This window comes from Occultella aeris, assembly GCF_902703175.1.
GTDB lineage: Bacteria > Actinomycetota > Actinomycetes > Actinomycetales > Beutenbergiaceae > Occultella > Occultella aeris.
The window spans coordinates 1-18,247 of sequence record NZ_CACRYJ010000018.1 but is presented as its reverse complement, the minus strand read 5'-3'; the positions used below and the strand labels follow the sequence as shown (position 1 = coordinate 18,247).

Sequence of the window (18,247 nt, the reverse complement as noted above, 5' to 3'; positions counted from 1 at the left end):
AAGGAACGCGCGTGAGCCACGAGGACCCGTACGCCTGGCTGGAGGACGTCGAGGGCGAGCAGCAGCTCGACTGGGTCCGCGCCCTTAACTCCGAACAGGCCGCTGTCCTGGCCGGCACGCCCGAGTTCGCCGCCATGAAGGCACGCACGCTCGGGATCCTCGACTCCGAGGAGAAGATTCCGGACGTGTCAAAGATCGGGGACTTCTACTACAACTTCTGGAGGGACGCAGGGCACGAGCGCGGCCTGTGGCGGCGCACCACGCTGGCGTCCTACCGCACCGCCGAGCCGGAGTGGGAGACCGTCCTCGACCTGGACGCGCTCAACGAGGCCGAGGGCGAGAACTGGGTCTGGCACGGCGCGAGCGTGCTCCGCGGCGACGAGGAGGAGTACCGGCTCGCGATCATCGACCTGTCCCGTGGCGGCGCGGACGCCGACGTCTCCCGCGAGTTCGACCTGCAGACGAGGACGTTCGTGGAGGGCGGGTTCTTCCGGCCCGAGTCCAAGGGCGGGACGTCCTGGATCGACGCCGACACCCTGTTCGTCTTCACCGACTTCGGCGAGGGCACGATGACCCCGTCGGGCTACCCGCGGATCGTCAAGCGCTGGCGCCGCGGCACCCCGCTCGAGGCGGCCGAGACCGTGTACGAGGGCGCCGAGCAGGACATGTACATCGCCGCGTACCACGACTCCACGCCGGGCTTCGAGCGGGACTTCGTGAGCCGTTCCATCGCGTTCTACAACAGTGAGCTGTACCTGCTCGGCGCGGGCGACGAACTCACCCGCATCGACGTGCCGAACTCCGCCGAGCCGGACATCAAGCGTGAGTGGCTGACCGTGGAACTGCGCGAGGAGTGGACGCCCGCTGACGTCACCTACCCGGCCGGTGCCCTGCTCGCGATCCGGCTCGAGGAGTTCCTCGCGGGCTCGCGCGACCTGCAGGTGCTGTACACGCCAACCGAGACGAGCTCCCTCGCCTCGGCCACGTGGACCCGTTCGCACCTCGTCCTGAACCTCCTCGAGGACGTCAAGAACCGCCTCGAAGTGTTGACGCCGACGGCGCACGGCACCTTCGAGCGGTCGGCGTTCGTGGGTGCGGCCCAGGTGGGAACGGTCGCCGTCGGCGCCGTCGACTCGCGGCTCTCGGACGCCGTCTGGCTGTACGCGACCGACTTCCTGTCCCCCACCACCCTCTCGATCGCGGAGATCGGGTCGGCCCCGGAGCCGCTGAAGTCGATGCCGGTCTTCTTCGACCCGACCGGCCTCGTCGCCGAGCAGCACTTCGTCATCTCCGACGACGGCACCCGGGTCCCGTACTTCCTGATCCACCGCGAGGACCTCGCCTTCGACGGCACCGCACCCACCCTGCTGTACGGGTACGGCGGGTTCGAGATCTCGCTGACACCCACCTACTCCGGGGTGCTCGGCAGCGCGTGGCTGGAGCAGGGCGGGGTGTACGCGCTCGCGAACATCCGCGGCGGTGGTGAGTACGGCCCGCGCTGGCACCAGCTCGCGTTGAAGGAGAACCGGCACCGGGCGTATGAGGACATGGCCGCCGTCGCCAAGGACCTCGTGGAGCGGGGCATCACCTCCAGCGCGCACCTGGGGGTGCAGGGCGGTTCGAACGGTGGGCTGCTCACCGGGAACATGCTCACCCAGTACCCGGACCTGTTCGGGGCGGTGGTGATCCAGGTTCCGCTGCTGGACATGAAGCGCTACTCGCACCTGCTCGCCGGCGCATCCTGGATGGCCGAGTACGGCGACCCGGACGACCCGGCGCAGTGGGAGTACATCCAGCACTTCTCGCCGTACCACCTCTTCGACGCCGACGCCGACTACCCGCCGGTGCTGTTCACCACGTCCACGCGTGACGACCGGGTGCATCCCGGGCACGCACGGAAGATGGCGGCGCAGATGATCGCGGCCGGCAAGGACGTGACCTACTACGAGAACATCGAGGGTGGCCATGGCGGGGCAGCCACGAACGGGCAGCAGGCGCACATGCAGACGCTCGCGTACCGGTTCCTCGCCGAGCGCCTGACCTGAGCGAATGCCAGAACCCGACGGCGTCGCCTCAGCGGTCTCCTCACTGCGGTCGATGCCGCGGTTCTGGAACCGGGAGCCGCCGCTGGTGCAGTGGCTCGACGAGCTGCCGCGTCTGGTCGCTCAGGCGTGCACGGCATGGGCTCTGGAGCCCGACGGCGGTGCTCGCCACGGGTCGAACGCGCTCGCCGTGCCGGTGCACCGGGGCGGCGAGCAGTTCATCCTGCGTCTCGCGCCGCCGGGTGACGACGTGGCAGCCGAGGCCAGGGCACTGACGTTCTGGGACGGGCGCGGCACGGTCCGCCAGTTCGAGGTGGACGTGCCGCGCCGGATCACGCTCCTGGAGCGGCTCGGCGACGACTCGCTGGACTCCGTGCCGCTGGACGAGGCGGCCACCGTGATGGGCGCCCTGATGCGCCGCCTCGCGGTCCCGGCGCCGCCGGACGTGCCGGGCACCGATGAGATCGCGCGGCGCCGGGCCACCGAGTTCCCCGGCGAGTGGGACCGGCTCGGACGTGTCGTCGGGGAGGAGTTCCTGCACGCCGCGCTCGCCGCCGCCGCGGTGTGCGGGCAGACCGAGGCGAGCACCGCCGTCGACGGCGACCTGCACGGCGCGCAGGTGCACCGCGCCACCCGGGAGCCGTGGCTCGTGTTCGACCCGGTGCTGCTGCGCGGGGATGCCTGCTACGACCTGGCCCGGCTGCTCTGGACGCGCGTGGACGAGATGGACGACGCGGCCACGATGTACCGGCACGCCGACCGGGTCATCGCGGCCGCCGGGCTGGAGACCGAGCGCGCACACGCGTGGATCGTGTACCGGGCCTTCGACTACCTGCTCTGGGGCCTCGCGCACGGGCTCACCGAGGATCCGCCGCGGTGCGTACGGCTGCTGGGGGCGTTCGCGCGGGTGTGAGGCGCAGCCCACCGACCAGCGTTCTGGTCGTAGGCTTCGGCGATGGAGCCCGATCCTGGCCATCGTCGCGACGATGAGGAGCTTCGCCTCGCGAAGGAGGGCGCGCGAGACTTCGCGTTCAACCCGAACGAGGTGGTTCCCATCCCATCCGCACGGCGGGGGCGCGCGACATCGAGGGTTGCCCAGGTCAGCCTGATCGTGGGCGCCGTCGTCGCAGCGGCGCTGATCGGAGTACTCCTCTTCGCCGCACTGTCCTAGCCGGCGAGGACGTGCCAGGGCCTGGGCCCAACGTGCTCATCGATGCAGCCCGAAGGCCTCCAGCCGGTCCAACCACGCGTCGGGGGTGGCGTCGTCGAACGGCGGGACCTGCGCGCGCACGCGCTGCTCCAGGTCGAGCGCCAGTTCCTCCAGCCGGGTGACGACGTCAACCGGATAACCGAACTGCTCGCGGTGCTCGGCCCATTCGTCGCGGTCGTCGACCCAGGTGCCCCGCGGGCCCTCGACGCGGACCACGTCCAGATCCATGTCGATGCCCGTGGCCAGCAGCGGGTCGCCCGTCCAGCGCACGTCCCAGCCCAGATCGATGTAGATGCGCAGCCCACGCGGATGGTCACGGTTCACCGTGAGCGCGAAGTCCGCGGCGGGACCGCCCGTGGGCAGGAGCGCGACGTTCGGTCCCTCCGCGTGGAACTCCGCCCCGGGACGAGCGCTGTGCCAGCCGACCGGCTGGCCGATCCAGTCGCCCCATTCGTCCGAGCCGAGGTAGACGCACTCGTGGCGCCAGTGCGGCGTGCCGTCCCATTTGCGCCATTGGAAGATCATCGGGGTGCCCGGGTCCGGTCGCTGCGTGCTCACGAGGGCCCATTCTCCCGCGCCGACCGAGTCATCGCTGTCGCGGAGTCGAGGTCAGCGGGTTCGGCACCCGTGGATCACGCGCGGTCCCGAGCCCAGTTCAGGGACTGCCGCGCCTGGGCCGGCAGCTTGGAGACCACGGTGTCGTAGGAGTCCTCGATCAGCCCGGCCACGAGGCCACGGTCCGCGTCCGGTCCGAGGGCCACGCTGATCCAGTGCTTCTTGTTCATGTGCCAGGCCGGGAGCACGTAGTCGTGGGTGCCGATCAGCAGCGGCACCTCGACAGGGTCGGCCTTGAGGTTGACGAGCAGGTGTTCGCTGATGTGCGGGACGCCCATAACGAGGGCGAACATCTTCCCGTGCACGCGCAGGACGTCCGAGTCGGGGCCGAACGGATGGTCGAGCGTGGCCGACGGCAGGTCGAGGCACACCCCGTGGCACCACTGGGCCGCCTGCGCCCACGCGCCGGTCCTGGTCATCGGACCATCGTGCCATCCATGTGCGACACCGACGCGTCACGCATCAGGTCCTGCTCGACCGGTGAATTCCGCCGGGCCAGGAGGTCGGTACTGGTTGCGATGACCCCGAGCCAGAAAGCCAGGAGAGCCCGATGATCGATCTCACCCCGAGCACCTCCCGCGTGGCCGCACTGATCCCGGCCGTGCACGAGGAGCACCTGGACGCGCCGACGCCGATGGGCACACCGGTGCTGCAGCTGCTGAACCACCTCCTCGGCCTGACCGTGGCGTTCCGGGACGCGGCCGCGAAGATCGAGGGACCCACCACGTCGACCCCGCCCGCCCCGATCCTGGACCCGCTACCCGAGGACTGGCGCGAGAGACTCACCGATCAGCTCGGGCACCTCGCCCTGGCCTGGCAGGACCCAGCCGCCTGGGACGGGATGACGATGGCCGGCTCGGTCCGGTTCCCCGCGCAGGCGTGCGGGCTGGTCGCCCTCGACGAGGTGTTGCTGCACGGCTGGGACCTGGCCCGTGCCACCGGTCAGGAGTACCGGCCCACCGACGCCGAGGCGGAGGCGGTGCTGCCGATCGTCACGCCGGACCCGGATCCGCAGGTCGCGGCCGCCGAGCGCGAGGGCATGTTCGGCCCGCCACTGTCCGTGCCTACCGACGCGCAGCTCTTCGACCGTGTGCTCGGGCTCGCCGGCCGCGATCCGGGGTGGTCGCGTCCGGGCTGAGCGTCACTCACCCACGCGGCGGTTCCGGCGTGGGCGCCGAGGGCCACGGCCCGAGCTGCGGGAGGTCGACGGCGGTGCCCGCCCTGGTCGCGAGCGGCGCCACGGCGGGGGTCCGGCCGGCGAGCCAGGACGTGATCTCACGCAGCCCGCCTGTCACCTCGACGGCCGTCTCGTCCGCGTCGCCCGTGCCGCCGAGCTCGACGTCCAGCTCATCGAGCCCGGGGCCGACCGCGTACCGCAGGCCCTCGTCATCGGCGTTCAGGACCACCGGCTCCCCCTCGGGCAGGCGCACGCTCAGGAAGTCCAGGAGGTGCTCGCACAGGGCGACCGACCAGGACTCGACGCCGATTCCGGCGACCAGGTCCACCTGATGGATCCCGGCCTCGCGCCACCAGGCGAGGGCGACGTCCACGACGGTGCCGTCGTAGTAGGTGACCGACGCGTCCCAGTCCGGCGATCCCGGCGTCGGCCACGCGGCCGCCAACCGATCGCGCAACGATTCCAGCCCGGCCAGGTGCTCGTCGCGGGAGCGTCCCGAGAGCTGCTCGATGCGTGCGTTGCGACCGGGCCGGCCGCCCTCGTACACCTCGATCCGCTCACCGCGTGCGGCGAACTCGAGCTGGCGAGCGAACGCGTTGCCGACACCGTCGAGATGCGCGAGCAGGTGGCCGCGGGTCCAGTCCGGTAGGGCCGACGGCGCCCGCACGGCCTGGTCATCCATGGCCGCCAGGGCATCGATCGCCCGGGTGAGCGCGTCGCCGCCCTCGGTCGCTGCGAGCACGGCCTGCCCGTGGGGGTCCTGTGGGGTGTCGGTCATGGCCAGATCAGTCCTTTCGTCCACGCCCGGTCGGCGGAGGGTCCGTCTGCGGAGCGTCGGTAGCGCAGCCGGATCTGACCGGCATCGGGCGTGGCCGCCCAGAACTCGACGGTGTGCGGCGTCAGTGCGTAGACACGCCACTCGGGGGCGACCAGGACGCCGTCGACGTCCGCCTCGACCCGTGCCAGTGCCGCGGCGTAGGCGTCCCAGTACTCCTGGCGGCTGGCCAGCGGTTCGCTCTGCCGGCCCACCAGCGCGGCGGCCCGCGAAGTGGGCGGCCGGGCCAGGAAGTCCGCCGCGCCGGCCTCCTCGCCGAGGTCGTGGACGATCCCCGTGAGCCGGACCTGACGTCCGAGCGCCGGCCAGAACGACGTCATCGCGGCGTTCGGGTTCTGCGCGAGCGCGGCTGCCTTCGGGCTGTGCGAACCGGTGGCGAAGTGCCAGCCGCGGGCGTCCAGGTCCTTGAGGATCAGCGTCCGTGCGGTAACGGCACCGGCGGCATCCGCGGTGGCGAGGTTCATCGCGTGCGGCGCTGGGGAGCCGACCGCGACGGCGTCGCGGAGCCAGGTCAGGAACAGGTCGGCCGGGTCCGCCGGGGCGTCCTCGGGGTCGAAGGGGGGCAGCCGGTCGCGTTCGAAGCTGGGCAGGCCGCGCAGCCAGGTTCGCAGATCGGTCAGGTCGGCGATCATTGCGTCTCCTCGGGGACTGACGTGAGCAAGGACACGAAGCCGCGCACGGCACGCTGCATCGCGGTCGGGTCGGTGAGCGCCCGCGCGAGCACGTACCCGCCCTGCACGATGGCCAGGGCGGCGTACGCGCGATCGGACGCTGCGCCGTCGGGCAGTCCTGCCTCGACGAAGACCTCGGTGAGGCGCTCCACCAACCCGGAGAAGTAGGACCCGACCTCGGCGGCCAGCACGGCGTCGGACATCACGGCCTGGTCGCTGGTGTGCCGGCCGATGCGGCACCCGTTCGCCGTGTCCCGCGGGCGTTCGAGGTAGGCGCGCAGGCGGTCCAGGGCCGGCCGCTCGCCGCGGAGCTCGCGGGCAGCGGCGGACAGCGAGTCGGCGACCGTGGCCGAGATCGCGGCCAGGGCGAGATCATGCTTGGCCGGGAAGTGGTGATAGAGGCTGCCCTGACCGACGCCGCTGGCCGCGAGGACCTGGCGGGGACTGGTCGCGCCGACGCCCTGGCTCGCGTAGAGGTCGCGGGCGGTTGCCACAAGGCGTGCGCGACTCTCGCTCGGTGTGGACATCCACTGGCCATACCTACCTCTAGGTATGGTGAGCAAGGCCGGGTCGCGGGAGCGTGCCGGCGGCACGACTGAACCGGGCGGGCGTTCGATAGCTCGAGCGCCCGGTCCTCGCGGCCCTCAGGCCTCGGCGTCCTTGGCGTCCTTCTCGATCGCGGACTGATCTGCCTTCAACTGCTTCTTCTCGAGCCGCTCGGCCTTGGCCAGGGCGCGTTCGACCTTGCCCTCCATATCCGAGACCGCTACCACGACCAGCCCGGCCTGGCCATCGTCGAGCGTCTCGCCAAGTTCCTTGAGGTCACCGCGGCTCATACCGGCAGCGGCGTGTCCCGCCACTGCCCCGAGCACGGCACCGCCGCCGGCCGTGGCGGCGAGCAGCCCACCGCCGACGGCAGCGAACGGGAAGAGTGCCACGACCAGGCCAGTGGCCAGGCCGACGCCACCCCCGAACACCCCACCGACGCGCGTGGGCGTCTCATGCTTCTTCGTGATCTTGACCTTGCCGGACGAGGTGCGCTCGATGACGGCGGCGTCGTAGGCGTCGATCAGCCCCACCTCGGTGTGGAGCTCCTTGATGGCGGCGTAGTCCGACTCCGCGTCCGAGAGGTTGGCATAGACACCGACGTAGGCGAAGAACGTGTCGACCGGCATGGCGGGACCTCCCTGGTTGGCTGTGGTTCGAGGTTACGCACGGCGATTCCGCCCGCCAAGGGGCCGGCGAAGGTTTCATCCCGTTCGGGTGAGACCGAGCGACGCGGATCGCGAGCGCCGAGGTCAACGCCGGTGCACGCTCAGCCCGGTCCGGCCAGGTGCGAGCTCGGGGTGGAGTGCGAGGTCGCGGTCGTAGTCGTCGGGGCCCTGGAGCCGGTATGGGATCGGCTCGGTCGTCGCGAGATCGCCGAGCCGGGCGCGCAGGAGCTCGATCGCGGCGGCGTGCTCGGACTCGCCGTATGCCGACGTGCCGTGGATCGCGACGGGCGGCAGCGCTGCGATCCCCGCGTACCAGAGGGTGCCGTGCAGGAGCGGGAACAGTACCTCGTCGAGGTCGCCGTGGATCCCGCGTGGCCCGAACGGCTCGGCCCCCGCGCCGGTCGTCACCACCACGAGCGCCCGTCTGCCGGCCAGGTTCCCGCGGCCGTAGCGCATCGTGTGCCCGGGCCGGTCCGGGTCGGGCATGTCGTAGGCGTAGCCACGCACGAAGACCCGGTCGAACCAGCCCTTCAGGATCGCGGGCATGCCGAACCACCAGAGCGGGAACTGCAGCACGATCGCGTCCGCCCGTGCGATCTTCTCGTGCTCGGCGAGGATGTCCGGGCTGAGCCGCCCGCGCGCGTAGGCCTCTCCGGACGCCTCCAGCACCGAGGCGGGCTCGACCTCCGGGTAGTCCTCGGCGTCGAGGACCGCCTTCCACTTCATCGCGTACAGGTCGTCCACCTCCACGGTGTGGCCGGCGGCACGGAGCGTGGCCACGCCGTCGGCGTGCAGCGCGCCCGCGAGCGAGCGTTGTTCCGGATGGGCGAGTACCCACAGCACGTTCATCTGGTCGGTCCCTTTCGTTGCGGACCACCCACGTTGCCGGTTCGCCCGGAGCCCCACCAGTGACCTTTTGGCCGACATGCGCAAGAATCAGGCCATGCCTCTTCGTGCCCGCCACCGCGTCGCCGTGCTTGTCCGCGACGGTGTGCTCCCCATGGAGCTCGGCCTCGTGCATCAGGTGTTCGCCGAGGCCAAGACCCCCGGCGGCGAGGCGCTCTACGAGGTCCGCACGGCGGCCCCGGTGCCCGGCCAGGTCCGCACCGACGCCGACTTCCCGATCACGGTGGCCCATGGCCCGGCCGCACTCGCCTGGGCGGACACGGTGATCGTGCCGGCGTCGCACTCCCCTGCCGAGACCGACAGCACCGGCCGCCTCGGGCCGGAACTCGCCGCCACGCTGGCCCGGATCCGTCCGGGCACCCGGATCGCCTCGATCTGCACGGGCTCGTTCGTCCTTGCCGCGGCCGGCCTGCTGGACGGGCGCAAGGCCACCACGCACTGGAAGTCCGCGGCGCAGTTCCGCGCGTGGTTCCCGGCCGTGGACCTGGACCCGAACGTGCTCTACGTGGACAACGGGGACGTGCTCACGTCCGCGGGCGAGGCGTCCGGGCTGGACCTGTGCCTGCACCTGGTCCGCCGTGACCACGGCGTCGCGGTCGCGAACACCGCCGCCCGGCACCTCGTGGTCCCGCCACACCGCGACGGCGGACAGGCCCAGTTCATCGAGCGGCCGGTCCCGGTCGGTCCCCGGTCGGTGACGAGCGGCGCACGGGACTGGGCGCTGGCCAACCTGGATCAGCCGCTGCCGTTGGCCGAGCTCGCGGAGCGCTCGGCCGTGAGTGTACGAACCCTGACCCGGGCCTTTCGGGCCGAGTTCGGCCTCTCGCCGGGCCAGTGGGTGACGCGCCAGCGCCTCGAGCACGCCCGGCACCTGCTCGAGCACAGCGACCTACCGGTCGACCGGATCGCCGGCGCCGCCGGGTTCGGCACCGCCACGTCGCTGCGCGCGCACCTGCAGGCGAGCCTCGGGGTCTCCCCGAGCGCCTACCGGCGCACGTTCCGCGGAAGCGAGCCCGCCCTGCCTGCCTGAGCCCCCGCCGTCGGGCATGACCGCGCCCCGCCGAGTCACCCGCGAACGCGACATCGTTGGCCCCAACGTCACTCGAGGGACCAACAATGCCGCGCTCGGCGGCTCAGAACACCCCTGAGGAGAACTCCTCCATCCCGATCAGGGGCCGGATCACGTGCGCCACCTCGCCGCGGGCGAAGTACCGGTGCAGGGCGTCGTGACCGAGCACGTTGCCGAGGGCGCCCAGGATCATGCCCTGGTCGAGCGAGAGGTACCGCTCGGCGGCGGTCCCGCTCACGGCGACGGAGTCGTAGAACCCGCCCGGCCCGTAGGCACCGAGCTCGTCCTCGATGCCGGCGAGGTTGTCGACCGCCTCCCGGGGCGCGTACGGGATCGCGAGGAAGGCCGCGTGCGGGGTGACCACGCCGTCGCCGAACTCCGGCTCGGGGTTGGTGCCCTCCCGGCAGTCGCCGAAGCCGCCGTCAACGTCGGTGCCCTCGATGTCGGAGAAGTAGCCGTCGGACTGCATCCCGATCACGTCCACGCCGTAGGCGTTGTACCCACCGAACGGGTTCGACGCGGGCGAGAAGCCCCAGTACCCGTAGCCGGCCTCGTCCAGCCCGTGCCGGATGTGCGCCTGCACCGCGAGCGGGTGGTTGGCGCCCCAGCTGTCCGGTGCCCAGCGCTGCTCGGGGACGAACAGGTCCGGCATCAGCTCCTCGAACATGGACCCGCCCCAGGTGGGCACCATGTGCAGGTCCTCGTAGGCGAACGTGCCCTCGTAGACGTCGATGCCGAGGTAGCTGCGGGTGGTCCCGATCGGCTGTTGCTCCGCCCAGTCCCAGTCGCAGGTGTCCGGGAACGTGCGCCACAGCGAGTAGTACGCCTCCTGCGGGATCTGGCCGAGCGCGATGCCGACGTAGACCGCGATCCGGGTCTCGGAGTTCAGCAGGTCGTAGTGGTGGCACGTGTAGTAGAGCGGCGCACCGGCCGGGTCGCCGTAGTTGCCGGGCACGTTGCACTGCTCGGCCGGGGGCTCATCGACCCAGAACCCGCCCCGGTTCCAGCCGGGCAGGTCTCCGCCGCGCGCGTCCTGGTTGTGGAAGAACGCGAAGTTCATCCCGTCCAGGAGGTCCTGCGCCTGGGCTCGCAGCCGCGGCTCGGCGCTGCGGACCACCATCAGCGCGGCGGCGAACCAGCCGTTGTCCACCGTGGACACGAACGGGTGGATCACCTCACCGCTGCCGGGGAACTCGACGAGTTTGGCGCCGGTGGCCTCGTCGTACCAGTTGTAGAACATGCCGCTGGGCTCGTGGCGCTCCATCCCGGCGAGCGTGTCGAGGGTGAGCGCCATCCGCTCGCGCGCTTCGGTGCGGGAGATCAGGCCGATGTCCCGGGCCGCGACGGTGCTCCACAGGTACGCGCCGATGTTCGTCGGCGACGTGTACCCGGAGCGGGTCGCAGGGTCGAGATCACCCTCGATGTTGTCCGCCGGCAGGCCGGTGGTCTCATCGGTCATGGCCTCGAACGAGGCCCAGGTGTCCGCGGCCCAGCGGCGCAGCTCCTGTCGGTCCGCGCGGGTCAGGTCGGCATTGATGCCCGACGGCGCAGGTCCCGTCGGTCCGGTCGGTCCGGTCGGTAGCGGGGCAGCTGTGGCGACGGCCGCTGGCGCGGCCGCGAGGAGCGCGCCGGTGACGGCGGCGACAAGTCGCTTTCTCATGCGTTCTCTCCCATCTCGATGCCAAGGTGATGCGGGATCCTCAGGGTGTTGGTGCGGGCCACCTCCCCCAGCCAGGCGGCGCTCGGCTTCGGGGTGCGCTCGAACGTCTGACGATCCACCCCGATGAGCCCGAACGTGGGCCGGAACCCGCTGGCCCACTCGTAGTTGTCGAGGGCGCTCCAGTGCAGGTAGCCCCAGACGTCGACGCCGTCGGCAATGGCGGCGTGCAGGCCGGCGAGCGCGCCGGCGGTGTAGTCGATGCGGCGGGTGTCGTCGGCGGTGGCGATGCCGTTCTCGGTGACGAACACCGGCACCCCGCCGGTCAGCTCCCAGGCGGAGCGGACCCCGATCTCGAGCGCGGGCGGGTAGTACTCCCACCCGGTCAGGGTCGTCTCGACGCCGTCGGGCACCTGGCGGGGACCGTCCGGTCCGATGATGGTGCGGGTGTAGGCCTGAACGCCCACCCAGTCGTCGCCGCGGACGGCCTCGAGGTACCAGTCGTCACGCTGGTGGCCGTACTCGCGGGCGACGTCCTCACAGCCCGGCTCGGGCTGGAACGCCTGGGTCGCCACGGTCCACCCGGAGGCGACCGACGTGTGCTCGGCGAGCACCTCCCGGGCGGCCCGGTGACAGGCCAGCAACGTGTCCGCGACGGCCAGGTCGGGCGCCGGCAGTCCGTAGGCGACCAGGTTCGCCGGGTCCTCACCGCCGGCGATCATGGCCGCGATGTTCGGTTCGTTGATCGTGCACACCCACGGGACGCCGTCGGCCACGACCGGCAGCGCCAGCTCGGTGAACCGGCGGAACCGGTCCACCGCCTTCGCCGAGCGCCACCCGCCGTCATCGGCGAACCAGCGCGGCACGGTGAAGTGCATCAACGAGACCATCGGGGTCAGCCCGGCCGCCTGGCAGGCCTCGACCATGCGCCGGTAGTGGGCGATCTCGGCGCGGGAGACGAACCCCTCCTCGGGTTCGATGCGGCTCCACTCGATCGAGAACCGGTAGGTGTCCAGGCCGAGCTCGGCGAGCAGCGTGATGTCCTCGCCGTAGCGGTGGTAGGAGTCGCACGCGTCCCCACTGGGTTCGGCGATCGAGGTGCCCGGGGCATGCTCGCGCGGCCACCAGTCGTTGTTGATGTTGTTGCCCTCGATCTGGTGGGCGGCCGTGGCCGCACCCCAGCGGAACCCGTCCGGGAACACCAGCGGCTGGGTGGTTTCGGCTGCGGTCATGATCTTCGGCCTCCAGGATCGACGGGTGGCACGGGTCAGTCGGCGGCCCGGCCGGGCTGCGGTACGGCGTCGAGCAGTTCGACGGTGTAGGCGTCCTCCGGGAACCGCAGCACCTGGGCGGTCTCACCGCGTTCGACCACGCGGCCGCGGTTGAGCACGAGGATCTTGTCCGTGACCAGGCGCGCGCTGAGCAGGTCGTGGGTGATGAACAGCAGGCTCACGCCCCACTGCTCACGAAGGCCCTCGATCAGCGCGAGCACCCCGGCGCGCAGGGACACGTCCAGCATCGAGACCGGCTCGTCGGCGATGATCACCTGCGGATCGCAGGCCAGGGCGCGCGCGATCACGACGCGCTGACGCTGCCCACCCGAGAGCTGGTGCGGCAGTTTCGCCGCGAACTGTTCCACCGGCGCCAGGCCGACGATGTCCAGCAGCTCCAGCACCCGCCGTCGGGCCTGCAGCCCACGCAGCCCGCCGAAGTTCACGACCGGCCGCATCAGCGCGTACTCGACGCTGTGCAGCGGGTTCAGCGCCGAGTACGGGTCCTGGAAGACCATCTGCACGTCGCGGCGGAGCCGGCGCAGCCCGCCGCGGCGCAGCGACCCGACGTCGGTCCCGCCCAGGCGCACGGTGCCGGCCGTGGGCCGTTCGACCCCGGTGATCAGCTTCGCGATGGTCGACTTCCCGGACCCGCTCGCGCCGACCAGCGCCAGCGCGTCGCCGGGCTCGATCGTGAACGAGACGTCGTCGACGGCGACCACCGGATCCTCGCCGCGGCGCGGCGGCGGGTAGACCTTGCCGACGCCCTCGAGCACCACGGCCTCGCGGGTGCGTCCGGTCCGGGCCTTCGCACCGCCCGACGGCGCAGCGTCCGTCCCGATCGCTGCCGGCGGTTCGCCGGTGGTGCTGATCTGCGAACCGGCCACGCGCAGCCCCGGCAGTTCGACGACCTCGGCGCGCGGGTCCGCGTAGTGGCTGAGCAGCATCTTCGTGTAGTCGTCCTGTGGGTCCTGCAGGATCTGGGCCGCCGGGCCGTCCTCGACGATGACGCCCTCGTGCATCACCAGCACCCGCGCCGTGGACTCCAGGACCACGCCGAGGTCGTGACTGACCAGGATCGCGGTGAAGTTCTCCTCCCGCTGCAGCTCGATGATCGTCCCCATCACGGCCCGCTGGACGAGGACGTCCAGGGCGGTGGTGGGCTCGTCGAAGACCAGCAGCCGCGGGTCCAGGGACATCGCGAGCGCGATCGCGACGCGCTGCCGCATGCCCCCGGAGAGCTCGCCCGGGTACCGGTCGAGCACCGAGGCGGGCAACTTGACCTTCTCCACGAGTTCGACCGCGCGCTCCCGGCGCCGGGCCCGCGGTACGTGCTCGTGCGCCGCGAAGATGTCCGCGAAGTGGTTGCCGATGGTGCGCACCGGGTTCAGTGCGTTCATGCCGGACTGGAGCACCATCGCGAACCCGCCGCGGCGCTGGCGGCGCAGGTCCTCACCGTCGAGGTGGGCGATGTCGGTGCCGTCGAACGTGATCCGTCCGGAGCTGATCCGGGCCGGCGCCTTCGCGAGCCCGGTGAGCGCGAAACCGAGGGTCGACTTGCCCGACCCGGACTCGCCGACGAGCCCGATGAACTCGCCCTGCTCCAGGCTGAACGTGGCGCCCCGCACGGCGGTGACCGGTTCGGCACCTCGGGGTTCGTAGACGATGGAAAGGTCCTGCACGTCGAGCAGCGTCATCGGCCCTTGCCCTCCCTCAGGCGCGGGTTGGACAGCCCGTCCACCCCGAAGTTGATCAGCGTCAGGGAGGTGGCCAGCAGCGCGATGCACAGCCCGGGCGCGAACAACAGCACCCACTGCCCGGTGAGGATCGCGTTGGAGTTCTGCGCCCAGAACAGCATCGAGCCCCAACTGACCATCGCCGTGTTGCCCAGGCCGAGGAAGGACAGGCCCGACTCGGCGAGGATGGCCGCGGTGGCTGCCCCGAAGAAGCTCCCGGTGATCAGGGAGGTCATGTTCGGCAGGATCTCCCGGAACACGATCCGGAACGAGGACTCGCCGCTGAACTGCGCGGCGGTGATGAAGTCGCGGCTGCGCAGTGACTGGGTCTGCGAGCGCAGCACCCGCGCGCCCCACGCCCAGCCGGTGATCACCACGACGAAGATGATCATCGCCAGCCCGCCGCCCTGCAGGTAGGCGGCCAGCACGATCATCAGGGGCAGCCCGGGGATGACCAGGAACAAGTTCACGAAGAAGTTGATGACGTCCGCCGCGAACCCGCGCGTGTACCCCCAGGACATCCCGAGCAGCACCGCGATCAGGGTGGCCCCGAAGCCCGCCACGAACCCCACCAGCACCGACACCCGGGACCCGTAGATCAGTTGCGAGAGCACGTCCTCACCCGCGGTCGTGGTGCCGAGCGGGTGCGCCGCGCTGCCGCCCTCGGCGCGGCCGAAGGAGTTGTCGGTCGGGGCGTACGGCGCGAGCAGCGGCGCGAACACGGCGGCCAGCAGGAACACGGCGAGCAGGATCAGCCCGACCCGTGCCTTCGGCACCGACCAGATCGTCCCGGCCGCACGGCCGAGCACGGTGAACGGGCTCGCCGGTGCGGCGACCTGCGCGACCCTGCCCCCGCCGTCGACCGCGTCGTTCGCGTTCTGCCGGCCCGACGGCGAAGGTTGCGTCGGCTGCGGTGCCTCGCCGCGGGCGGTGGCCTCCTTCTCGGTCATCGCCTCGTCCTCGGGTCCAGGTAGCCGTAGAGCACGTCGACGATGAAGTTCGCGACGAGCACGCTGACGGTGATCATCAGGAACAGTGCCTGCATCAGTGGGAAGTCCTGGTTCGTGACCGCGTTGTAGAGCAGGTACCCGACGCCGGGGTAGTTGAACACGCGCTCCACGAGCAGGGACCCACCGACGACACCACCGAGGGCGAGCCCGAATCCGGTCAGATTCGGCAGGATCGCGTTCCGGGCCGCGTACTTGAGCGCCACGGCCTTGGGCTGGAGCCCGTTCGCCTCGGCGAAGGTCACGTAGTCGTCGCCGAGCGTGTTGATCATCGTGTTGCGCATGCCGAGGATCCACCCGCCGAGGGAGGTGATCAGGATCGTCACGGCCGGCAGCACCGCGTGGTAGGCGGCGTCGGCGATGAACTCCAGCGACAGGTTCGGGGTGGCCCGCGCGGAGTAGGCGCCCGACGTCGGGAACCACTGCAGCACGTAGCCGAGGAAGAACAGCAGCAGCAGCGCCGTCCAGAAGTACGGGAACGCGGAGGTGAACGTTCCGGTCAGGGTCGGCAGCGAGTCCAGGAACGTGCCCCGCTTCCAGGCGGCGAGCACGCCGAGCAGGGTCCCTAGCACGAACGCGACGATCGTCACCACGCCGACCATCACCAGCGTCCACGGCAGCGCGGTGAGCACCAGGTCGGAGACGGACTGCGGGAAGAACGTGTACGAGACACCGAAGTCCAGGGTGAGCATGTTGCCGAGGTAGGTGACGTACTGGTCCCAGATGTTGCCGGTCGGGACCCCGAGCTGCGCCTCGATCGCGGCGCGGGTGGCAGGGCTGACCGGGCCGTTCTGCGCGAGCTTCGCGATCGCGGCGTCGGTGGGCGAGCCGGGCATCATCCGGGGCAGGAAGAAGTTCAGGGTCACTGCCGCCCACAGGGTCAGCAGGAGCAGGCCGATCTTGCGGAGCACGTAGCGCATGGGTCACCTCCTTCGGTGGTCGACGGCGGAGCGTGGGTGCTGCGGGTCGCCCCCGGCTCGGGGCGTGGTCGGCTGGGCGGATGCGGGCCCCGGTGGCGGGGCGTCCGGGGACCGCATCCGATCGGGACCTGGGTCAGCCCGCGGCTTCGATGTTCGTCAGCACCAGGAGCGGATTCGCGTCCCAGGTTGCCGGCGAGGCGTACGGGTCCTCCGCGCTGGGCCAGCCGGTGAAGTTCGCCTCACTGAACAGGCCCCACAGACCGCCGTAGAACATTGAGATCACCGGCGCCTGCTCGAACATGACGGTCTGCAACTCGTACGCGATCTCCAGCTGCCGGTCCTCGTCCAGGGTGACGCGGAGCTCGGCGAGCAGGGCGTCGGTGTCCGGGTCGGAGTAGCGCTGGAAGTTCGCCGTGGTGGTGGTGCCGACGGGCTGCAGGAACTCGCTCGAGAGGAGCCGGTTGTAGTCCTCGTAGATCGAGCCGGTGCCACCGAAGGAGCCCATCGAGAGCTGGAAGTTCCCGTTCTGGAGCTCCTGCTGGTATGCGGCCGGCTGGGGCTGGTTGAGGGTGACCTCGATGCCGACCGCGGCGAGCTGGGTCTGCACCTCGGTGGCTCCGCGCAGCCAGTCCGTCCACCCGTTCGGGGTGGTCAGGGTCAGCGCGAGGGGCGTGCCGGCGGAGTCGACGAGCTGGTCGCCGGACATCGTGTACCCGGCGGCCTCGAAGTGCGACACGGCCGCATCGACGTCCTGGGCGACGGCACCGCCGTCGGGCAGGTCCGGGTTCAGGAAGGCCTCCTGGTTCGGCAGCAGCAGGCCGGACATCCCGGCCGCGTCCACATAGCCCTCCTCGGCGACCTCGGCGATCCGCTCCCGGTCCAGGGCGGCGGAGAGGCCGAGCCGGAACTCCGGGTTGTCGAACGGCGCCATGGTGAGGTTCGGGAACAGGGCGATGGTGCCGCCCGGCGGGAACCAGAACGTGTTGCCCTCCGCCGCGGCGACCCAGGTGTTCTCGACGTCGGACATGAACGCGTAGGCCCAGTCGTAACCGTTGTTGACGACGTCCAGTTGGGTGTTCGAGGCGGGCAGGATCAGTTCCTGCGCGGCCACGTTCTCGACCTGCCAGTAGTCCTCGTTGCGCTCGAGGGTGTACTCGTTCGGGGTGAACTCGCCGAGCGCGTAGGGCCCGGTGCCGACCGGATCCTCATTCGTGAAGGTGGTGGGATCCTCGACGTCGGCCCACAGGTGCTCCGGGACGATGATCGTCTTCTGGATGATCGCCGCGGCGGGCACGTTGTCGCCGGTGAGGTGGATGACCACGTCCTGGCCGTCCACCTCGATGGACTCGATCAGGGCCCAGACCCCGTTCGTGTCCAGGGCGGGGAACTCCTTCAGCAGGTCGAAGGTGAACACCACGTCGTCCGGGGTGAACTCCTCGCCGTCGGACCAGGTGACGTCCTCACGGATGGTGAAGATCACAGTGGCCGGGTCCGGCTGCTCCTTCTCGCTGGCCAGGAACGGCGTCTCGGTGCCGTCGAGGGTGTTCGTGACGAACAGCGGCTCGTAGATCAGCGTGGTGGTGGTCCGCTTGCCCGGCGAGTACGGGTTGAAGTTGCGGTCGAACGTGGGTGAGCCGTTGTCCGCGGCGAGCAGCATCGACGTGCCGTCCGCTCCGCCGCCGTCGTTGTTGTCGTCCTCGGTCGGCACGTCCACGGTGCAGGCACTCGTGGCCAGCAGCGCTGCCACCCCGAGGGCCGATCCGAACAGTGGCCAGCGCGACCTGCGTCGGCGTTGCATGGTGGTCTCCTTCGTGTCTTCATCGTCACGTGGCGGGAGGGCACCCAGCCGCCGGGTTCGACTGTATGCGCATACATTTCGGTCCGCAACCCGAGATGCCCCCACGCCCCGCCACGCCC

18 protein-coding genes are annotated in these 18,247 nt (G+C 70.9%); 5 read left to right on the top strand and 13 right to left on the bottom strand.

Annotated features, from left to right (window positions below; all coding sequences use genetic code 11):
* Positions 1 to 11 precede the first annotated feature (11 nt).
* The 3 genes from HALOF300_RS07200 to HALOF300_RS07190 are packed head-to-tail and all read left to right on the top strand — an operon-like array spanning position 12 to position 3,213.
* The gene (locus HALOF300_RS07200; RefSeq protein ID WP_231955116.1) at positions 12 to 2,045 is read left to right on the top strand and encodes a prolyl oligopeptidase family serine peptidase; all 2,034 of its coding nucleotides are present in this window, start codon (positions 12 to 14) and stop codon (positions 2,043 to 2,045) included.
* Positions 2,046 to 2,049: 4 nt separating this feature from the next.
* Positions 2,050 to 2,955, top strand: a complete 906-nt coding sequence (locus tag HALOF300_RS07195) for an aminoglycoside phosphotransferase family protein (RefSeq protein WP_156740282.1) — start codon at positions 2,050 to 2,052, stop codon at positions 2,953 to 2,955.
* A gap of 42 nt (positions 2,956 to 2,997) precedes the next feature.
* On the top strand, positions 2,998 to 3,213 hold the full coding sequence (locus tag HALOF300_RS07190) for a hypothetical protein (protein WP_156740281.1): 216 nt from the start codon (positions 2,998 to 3,000) through the stop codon (positions 3,211 to 3,213).
* Positions 3,214 to 3,249: 36 nt separating this feature from the next.
* Here the strand turns inward: HALOF300_RS07190 and HALOF300_RS07185 are convergent, their stop codons facing one another.
* A complete protein-coding gene (locus HALOF300_RS07185) occupies positions 3,250 to 3,810 on the bottom strand; it encodes a hypothetical protein (protein WP_156740280.1) in 561 nt (186 codons plus the stop codon).
* A 74-nt stretch (positions 3,811 to 3,884) separates the two neighbouring features.
* Positions 3,885 to 4,286, bottom strand: a complete 402-nt coding sequence (locus HALOF300_RS07180) for an MmcQ/YjbR family DNA-binding protein (protein ID WP_156740279.1) — start codon at positions 4,284 to 4,286, stop codon at positions 3,885 to 3,887.
* A gap of 131 nt (positions 4,287 to 4,417) precedes the next feature.
* Here HALOF300_RS07180 and HALOF300_RS07175 point away from each other — a divergent pair, with 131 nt between their 5' ends.
* Positions 4,418 to 5,005: a TIGR03086 family metal-binding protein gene (locus tag HALOF300_RS07175; RefSeq protein WP_156740278.1), complete on the top strand. Its 588-nt coding sequence runs from the start codon at positions 4,418 to 4,420 to the stop codon at positions 5,003 to 5,005.
* Between the two features lie 7 nt (positions 5,006 to 5,012).
* On the opposite strand, the gene HALOF300_RS07170 is transcribed toward HALOF300_RS07175, so the two are convergent.
* The 5 genes from HALOF300_RS07170 to HALOF300_RS07150 all read right to left on the bottom strand — a co-directional run bounded on the left by HALOF300_RS07170 (position 5,013) and on the right by HALOF300_RS07150 (position 8,613).
* Entirely contained in the window at positions 5,013 to 5,822 is an 810-nt protein-coding gene (locus tag HALOF300_RS07170; protein WP_156740277.1) for a maleylpyruvate isomerase family mycothiol-dependent enzyme, read from the bottom strand.
* Positions 5,819 to 6,511, bottom strand: coding sequence for a pyridoxine/pyridoxamine 5'-phosphate oxidase (locus HALOF300_RS07165; protein WP_156740276.1), 693 nt, complete (start codon positions 6,509 to 6,511; stop codon positions 5,819 to 5,821). The genes HALOF300_RS07170 and HALOF300_RS07165 overlap by 4 nt, the downstream gene beginning before the upstream one ends.
* Complete coding sequence (locus HALOF300_RS07160; RefSeq protein WP_156740275.1) at positions 6,508 to 7,077, bottom strand: TetR/AcrR family transcriptional regulator; 570 nt, start codon at positions 7,075 to 7,077, stop codon at positions 6,508 to 6,510. Before HALOF300_RS07160 ends, HALOF300_RS07165 begins: the two co-directional genes overlap by 4 nt.
* A 117-nt stretch (positions 7,078 to 7,194) precedes the next feature.
* A complete protein-coding gene (locus tag HALOF300_RS07155) occupies positions 7,195 to 7,725 on the bottom strand; it encodes a DUF1269 domain-containing protein (protein WP_156740274.1) in 531 nt (176 codons plus the stop codon).
* 123 nt (positions 7,726 to 7,848) lie between these two features.
* Positions 7,849 to 8,613 carry an NAD(P)H-dependent oxidoreductase gene (locus tag HALOF300_RS07150; RefSeq protein WP_156740273.1) on the bottom strand — a complete coding sequence of 255 codons (765 nt, stop codon included), beginning with the start codon at positions 8,611 to 8,613 and terminating at the stop codon, positions 7,849 to 7,851.
* A gap of 94 nt (positions 8,614 to 8,707) precedes the next feature.
* Here HALOF300_RS07150 and HALOF300_RS07145 point away from each other — a divergent pair, with 94 nt between their 5' ends.
* Positions 8,708 to 9,700 carry a GlxA family transcriptional regulator gene (locus HALOF300_RS07145; protein ID WP_197522374.1) on the top strand — a complete coding sequence of 331 codons (993 nt, stop codon included), beginning with the start codon at positions 8,708 to 8,710 and terminating at the stop codon, positions 9,698 to 9,700.
* Positions 9,701 to 9,803: 103 nt separating this feature from the next.
* Here HALOF300_RS07145 and HALOF300_RS07140 read toward each other — a convergent pair whose 3' ends face one another.
* From HALOF300_RS07140 to HALOF300_RS07115, 6 genes are all read right to left on the bottom strand, one after another.
* Positions 9,804 to 11,399 (bottom strand): glucoamylase family protein, encoded by a 1,596-nt coding sequence (locus HALOF300_RS07140; RefSeq protein ID WP_156740271.1) that lies wholly within the window; start codon positions 11,397 to 11,399, stop codon positions 9,804 to 9,806.
* Complete coding sequence (locus HALOF300_RS07135) at positions 11,396 to 12,628, bottom strand: glycoside hydrolase family 1 protein (protein WP_156740270.1); 1,233 nt, start codon at positions 12,626 to 12,628, stop codon at positions 11,396 to 11,398. The genes HALOF300_RS07140 and HALOF300_RS07135 overlap by 4 nt, the downstream gene beginning before the upstream one ends.
* A 35-nt stretch (positions 12,629 to 12,663) precedes the next feature.
* Entirely contained in the window at positions 12,664 to 14,364 is a 1,701-nt protein-coding gene (locus HALOF300_RS07130) for an ABC transporter ATP-binding protein (protein WP_156740269.1), read from the bottom strand.
* Entirely contained in the window at positions 14,361 to 15,353 is a 993-nt protein-coding gene (locus HALOF300_RS07125; protein ID WP_156740268.1) for an ABC transporter permease, read from the bottom strand. The genes HALOF300_RS07130 and HALOF300_RS07125 overlap by 4 nt, the downstream gene beginning before the upstream one ends.
* Positions 15,350 to 16,330 (bottom strand): ABC transporter permease, encoded by a 981-nt coding sequence (locus HALOF300_RS07120; protein WP_156740267.1) that lies wholly within the window; start codon positions 16,328 to 16,330, stop codon positions 15,350 to 15,352. Before HALOF300_RS07120 ends, HALOF300_RS07125 begins: the two co-directional genes overlap by 4 nt.
* 133 nt (positions 16,331 to 16,463) lie before the next feature.
* Positions 16,464 to 18,128, bottom strand: a complete 1,665-nt coding sequence (locus HALOF300_RS07115) for an ABC transporter substrate-binding protein (RefSeq protein WP_156740266.1) — start codon at positions 18,126 to 18,128, stop codon at positions 16,464 to 16,466.
* Positions 18,129 to 18,247: the final 119 nt, after the last annotated feature.

Excerpts from the sequence above, each read along its gene's own strand:
- HALOF300_RS07190 (WP_156740281.1), top strand. The coding sequence starts at position 2,998 with ATGGAGCCCGATCCTGGCCATCGTCGCGACGATGAGGAGCTTCGCCTC.
- HALOF300_RS07160 (WP_156740275.1), bottom strand. The coding sequence starts at position 7,077 with ATGTCCACACCGAGCGAGAGTCGCGCACGCCTTGTGGCAACCGCCCGC.
- HALOF300_RS07150 (WP_156740273.1), bottom strand. The coding sequence starts at position 8,613 with ATGAACGTGCTGTGGGTACTCGCCCATCCGGAACAACGCTCGCTCGCG.
- HALOF300_RS07125 (WP_156740268.1), bottom strand. The coding sequence starts at position 15,353 with ATGACCGAGAAGGAGGCCACCGCCCGCGGCGAGGCACCGCAGCCGACG.
- HALOF300_RS07155 (WP_156740274.1), bottom strand. The coding sequence starts at position 7,725 with ATGCCGGTCGACACGTTCTTCGCCTACGTCGGTGTCTATGCCAACCTC.
- HALOF300_RS07140 (WP_156740271.1), bottom strand. The coding sequence starts at position 11,399 with ATGAGAAAGCGACTTGTCGCCGCCGTCACCGGCGCGCTCCTCGCGGCC.
- HALOF300_RS07145 (WP_197522374.1), top strand. The coding sequence starts at position 8,708 with ATGCCTCTTCGTGCCCGCCACCGCGTCGCCGTGCTTGTCCGCGACGGT.
- HALOF300_RS07180 (WP_156740279.1), bottom strand. The coding sequence starts at position 4,286 with ATGACCAGGACCGGCGCGTGGGCGCAGGCGGCCCAGTGGTGCCACGGG.
- HALOF300_RS07165 (WP_156740276.1), bottom strand. The coding sequence starts at position 6,511 with ATGATCGCCGACCTGACCGATCTGCGAACCTGGCTGCGCGGCCTGCCC.
- HALOF300_RS07120 (WP_156740267.1), bottom strand. The coding sequence starts at position 16,330 with ATGCGCTACGTGCTCCGCAAGATCGGCCTGCTCCTGCTGACCCTGTGG.
- HALOF300_RS07135 (WP_156740270.1), bottom strand. The coding sequence starts at position 12,628 with ATGACCGCAGCCGAAACCACCCAGCCGCTGGTGTTCCCGGACGGGTTC.
- HALOF300_RS07130 (WP_156740269.1), bottom strand. The coding sequence starts at position 14,364 with ATGACGCTGCTCGACGTGCAGGACCTTTCCATCGTCTACGAACCCCGA.
- HALOF300_RS07175 (WP_156740278.1), top strand. The coding sequence starts at position 4,418 with ATGATCGATCTCACCCCGAGCACCTCCCGCGTGGCCGCACTGATCCCG.
- HALOF300_RS07170 (WP_156740277.1), bottom strand. The coding sequence starts at position 5,822 with ATGACCGACACCCCACAGGACCCCCACGGGCAGGCCGTGCTCGCAGCG.
- HALOF300_RS07195 (WP_156740282.1), top strand. The coding sequence starts at position 2,050 with ATGCCAGAACCCGACGGCGTCGCCTCAGCGGTCTCCTCACTGCGGTCG.
- HALOF300_RS07115 (WP_156740266.1), bottom strand. The coding sequence starts at position 18,128 with ATGCAACGCCGACGCAGGTCGCGCTGGCCACTGTTCGGATCGGCCCTC.